The sequence below is a fragment of the Arcobacter vandammei genome (assembly GCF_016106035.1).
Classification (GTDB): Bacteria; Campylobacterota; Campylobacteria; order Campylobacterales; family Arcobacteraceae; genus Aliarcobacter; species Aliarcobacter vandammei.
This window is the reverse complement of sequence record NZ_JADKPZ010000035.1, coordinates 1-3,800: the sequence shown is the minus strand read 5'-3', so window position 1 is coordinate 3,800 and position 3,800 is coordinate 1. Positions and strand designations below refer to the sequence as shown.

7 protein-coding genes are annotated in these 3,800 nt (G+C 23.4%); 5 read left to right on the top strand and 2 right to left on the bottom strand.

Annotated elements, in window-relative coordinates:
- The first annotated feature begins 111 nt into the window (after window positions 1-111).
- Window positions 112-1,035 (top strand): WCX domain-containing protein, encoded by a 924-nt coding sequence (locus IQC44_RS11280; protein WP_198306460.1) that lies wholly within the window; start codon window positions 112-114, stop codon window positions 1,033-1,035.
- 266 nt (window positions 1,036-1,301) lie between these two features.
- Here the strand turns inward: IQC44_RS11280 and IQC44_RS11275 are convergent, their stop codons facing one another.
- Complete coding sequence (locus IQC44_RS11275; RefSeq protein ID WP_198306459.1) at window positions 1,302-1,529, bottom strand: hypothetical protein; 228 nt, start codon at window positions 1,527-1,529, stop codon at window positions 1,302-1,304.
- A gap of 133 nt (window positions 1,530-1,662) precedes the next feature.
- Between IQC44_RS11275 and IQC44_RS11270 the strand changes: the two genes are divergently transcribed.
- A complete protein-coding gene (locus tag IQC44_RS11270; protein WP_198306458.1) occupies window positions 1,663-2,109 on the top strand; it encodes a hypothetical protein in 447 nt (148 codons plus the stop codon).
- Between the two features lies 1 nt (window position 2,110).
- Complete coding sequence (locus IQC44_RS11265) at window positions 2,111-2,731, top strand: hypothetical protein (protein ID WP_198306457.1); 621 nt, start codon at window positions 2,111-2,113, stop codon at window positions 2,729-2,731.
- Window positions 2,732-2,837: 106 nt separating this feature from the next.
- Here IQC44_RS11265 and IQC44_RS11260 read toward each other — a convergent pair whose 3' ends face one another.
- Entirely contained in the window at window positions 2,838-3,056 is a 219-nt protein-coding gene (locus tag IQC44_RS11260) for a helix-turn-helix domain-containing protein (protein WP_198306456.1), read from the bottom strand.
- Between the two features lie 140 nt (window positions 3,057-3,196).
- Between IQC44_RS11260 and IQC44_RS11255 the strand changes: the two genes are divergently transcribed.
- On the top strand, window positions 3,197-3,478 hold the full coding sequence (locus tag IQC44_RS11255; RefSeq protein WP_198306455.1) for a hypothetical protein: 282 nt from the start codon (window positions 3,197-3,199) through the stop codon (window positions 3,476-3,478).
- A 12-nt stretch (window positions 3,479-3,490) separates the two neighbouring features.
- Entirely contained in the window at window positions 3,491-3,769 is a 279-nt protein-coding gene (locus IQC44_RS11250) for a hypothetical protein (RefSeq protein WP_198306454.1), read from the top strand.
- Window positions 3,770-3,800 lie beyond the last annotated feature (31 nt).

Genomic DNA, 3,800 nt, shown 5'->3' with positions numbered 1-3,800 from the left:
ATATTGTGTCATTTTTCTACTCATATTTTACCCTTTGATTATATCTTCTAATTTTACTCTAAGAGAATATAAATTTAAAAATATTTGTTCAATTTTCTTGGGGTATTATAAGTGCCGCAAATTCTTCACAAACAAAACGATAACACTAAATATAACAGAATAAACCAAATCTATGAAATGTTAAAAAATAATGTTCATGGTATGACGATAACAGAATTAGCAAAAGAACTTGATGTTAGTACTAAAACAATACAAAGAGACCTATATGAAGTATTAAGTGATTTTGGAGCTATAAAAGAGGGTAGAACTTGGAAAATAAATCCAAAATTAACTCAAGATAGTTTAGCTTCAAATGAAAAATTAATACTTGGTATTTTAGATGAAATGGCAAAAGGTGCAGGTGGAATATTTTATTCAAAAGCTCATTCTCTTTTATCTCAAGTAACTCAACAACTTGAACATCCAATCTTTGCAAATATTAATGGTGAATATTTAGAAGAAAAGAATATTGCTTTGTTTGAACTAATTGAAAAAGCTATTAAACAAAAAGTTGAAATAAAATTTGATTATGAAAATTATAACTACCACGTAAAACCTCTTAAATTAGCATTCTTTGATGGTTTTTGGTATTTGTTAGCTCTTCATATAGGGGAACAAGATGTATTCAAAAAGTTTCATTTAAAGAGTATTAAGAATGTAAAAATCATTGATAAAAACTTTGAAGTACCCCAAATTGTAGAAGATAGATTAAGATATGCAAACTCTGTTTGGTTTAATCTTGATGAACAATTTGTAGTTAGATTATTCATAGATAAAAGTATTAGAAAATACTTTGAAAGAAAACCACTAAGAGGTCAAACTATTATGGGTGAAGATAGAGATGGCTCAATAGAAATAGAAATAAAGCTCACCCATGAAATGGAAATAATACCTTTGATTCTTTGGTATATACCATATATAAAAGTTCTTGAACCTCAATGGCTAGCTGATGATGTTAAAGAAAGAGTTCATGATTATTTAAAAGATATATTATAGTTATTTAATATAGCATGAGTTGTTCTAATTTTTAAAAACAAAAATTAAACCACATAATTTAATATATTTTATATGTTTTAAAAGAAAATTAAATATTATGTGTCAAAGTAATTCTGGTAGAAAAATCCCTATCAGATAAACCCAACTTTACCAACAACCTTTTGTACTTTTTAATATATAAATATTTGATGATATAGTTTCAATCTAGAGGTGGGGGCATTTTTAATTAAAACTTTCACCATTTTAGAGTACTAATACAAAATTATTTACAAGCAATATTTCTCTTTTAAATTTTCTTCCATTATTTTTATAAAATCCTGCATTGTTGGTTTATATACATAAACATTATCGTTGTCTTGATATTCAATTATATATCTTTTATTTTCACTAAAGTTTTCAAAAGCAACTCTTTCATTACTTTCATAAAATGTAAACTCATCATAAAAAATATCTATTGGAATTTGGATTAACTCTTTTTCATTTTGAACTTGCATTTTAAAATACTCCTTTTTTTTATTTTGTAATCTATATTCATAATTTTTAAAAATTTAAAAATTATGAATATAAGTAGAGATATATTTTTTACAAAAAATAAATATATCCAAAATTATATCAAAGGATAAAAAAATGGAAAATGTAAAAAATTGTGAAACTATCACAAAACTAGATGCAAAGGGAATAAAAAAAGCTTTAATGGAATTTGCTGATTTTGATATTGATGAAAGAAATGAGATATTTAAAATCCAAAGAACGCATTTTCATAGATTAAAAGAATTACATAAAGACTTTAGCAACGAAACATTATCTCAATGTTCACTAGTAACTGCGGTTAGAGAATATGTTAAATCAATTCCTCAAGAAAAACGTGAAATACAAAAATTTATGAAGAAATTCACTAAACAAGGAAAAAAAGAGAGAATGATGCTAGAGCGCTGGCCTAGAATTCGAAAAGCTATATTAGAAGATAAGTTAAGTTTCAGAGAACTAGAAATATTTCTAAATGAAAAATATGATTTAGATGTAACGCACTCTTATATACATAAAATTTGGAAAAAAGTAGAAGTAGAGTTGTAAAATGAAGAGAAAAAAAATAGTTAAAAAAGAAGTATCTGAATTCAATACTTCTTCGATGAGTAAACCTCGAAAAATTCTTTATAATAAAATTATTAAAAATTATAGATTTTGTGAAATATATGATTTTTTAAAGTTTATTTATATAAATGAAGTTAATTTTTCTGATATTTTTATGAGAGATCTTTTTTATTTTTTAATAAAGACAGAACAATATACTTCAGAAATCATATATAGAAGTCAGAGTAATGACTTGTCAAAAAAATATGATATTAATTTAATAAATGTAGAGATTTCACTTCGTTATATGATCAATAAAATACTAGAAGCTATCATAGCAAAAAAATATTCTCTACCTGTATTTGCCCTTGAGAAATTACTATTTGCAACTTTGATTATTTTTTTGAAAAAATCTTCTTTCTATTGCAGATTTAGGTATCCTTACAGATTAAATAAATGCATTGAAGATAAAAGCATAAATGAATATATAAATGCAATAAATTCAAGAAATAACAGTTTTGAGTTTATTTTTAATTTAATTGAAACTGAGTTAAAAAAGGAAGCTGAAATATTACATAATAATAGAAGACTATTTCGAGTTTTAAACAATAAAAAATTATTATAACTTGCTAATTACAGTAGCTACAAGATTAAATATAATTTTGTAGTTACTGTAGATTTTTAAATATAATTTAAATTTCAAACTGTAGTAAAAAACCTTTATTATATTTCTACAATATCTCTTTAGACTCTAATATTAACTTTCTAATTGAATCATATTTTTTAGCTTTCTCATAATGTTCTATAAATGGTCCTACCCATTTTGGAACTTGGATATCATGGAATCCCCAATTATTAAGTGTTGAATATGGTACATTGGTTATTTCTGAAAACTCTTTTTGTGTTAGATTAATATCTTTTAATCTTTTACAAAACTCTTCTTTTGTCATAAATTATCCTATTTATTATCTAATATAGTTTTAATTATATCATTAATTTATCTATTTTAGATTGTTTTTATTGACACAATATCCTTTTTAGTATATAATATAATAAATAATATCTATTTTAGATAATACAAGGAGACAAAATGGAAACAGAAATTGATTGTGAAAAAGAGAAAGAACTATTTTTCTCATATTTAGGAAGTTTAGGACTTGGTGTATTACTATTACTAGTTATAGCTTTTTTATATTTTTATAATAATTATAAAAAAGAGAAAATTTATGAAGCTTTTGTAAATAATCAAGAATTAATATGTAAGAACAGTATTGTTTCAAAAGAACTAGCTTATGAATTTGATAAAAAAAGAGCTTATCAAATAACTAATGGTGTAAATATATTTACAATCTATAATTGTGATATTAAATAAAGGGGAGATAGCATGTGTGATTTTTATAAAATATGTAATAAAACTATTTGTAGACTTGGAGAATTTCTTTTTGTAATATCTATTTTAGTTTTAGTAGGTTCACTTTTATTTGTTATGGTTTATGCACTTTTCTTTAATAATGAATATGAATATTTTGATTTTAATAATGGACTTTTATATATTGCATTTTGGGCTGTATTACTAACTTCTGCAGTAAAAATTGTTCATAAGAGTCCAGATAGTTTTTTAAAATCAAATAGTAAAGAAACTAAATCTAAGAAAGAAGAATAGTTATGAATGAAAAGAGATTAAAAAAGTATGA

Bases quoted from the DNA above. Each gene is read 5' to 3' on its own strand.
- IQC44_RS11250 (WP_198306454.1), top strand. From the start codon at position 3,491: ATGTGTGATTTTTATAAAATATGTAATAAAACTATTTGTAGACTTGGA.
- IQC44_RS11260 (WP_198306456.1), bottom strand. From the start codon at position 3,056: ATGACAAAAGAAGAGTTTTGTAAAAGATTAAAAGATATTAATCTAACA.
- IQC44_RS11270 (WP_198306458.1), top strand. From the start codon at position 1,663: ATGGAAAATGTAAAAAATTGTGAAACTATCACAAAACTAGATGCAAAG.
- IQC44_RS11255 (WP_198306455.1), top strand. From the start codon at position 3,197: ATGGAAACAGAAATTGATTGTGAAAAAGAGAAAGAACTATTTTTCTCA.
- IQC44_RS11275 (WP_198306459.1), bottom strand. From the start codon at position 1,529: ATGCAAGTTCAAAATGAAAAAGAGTTAATCCAAATTCCAATAGATATT.
- IQC44_RS11265 (WP_198306457.1), top strand. From the start codon at position 2,111: ATGAAGAGAAAAAAAATAGTTAAAAAAGAAGTATCTGAATTCAATACT.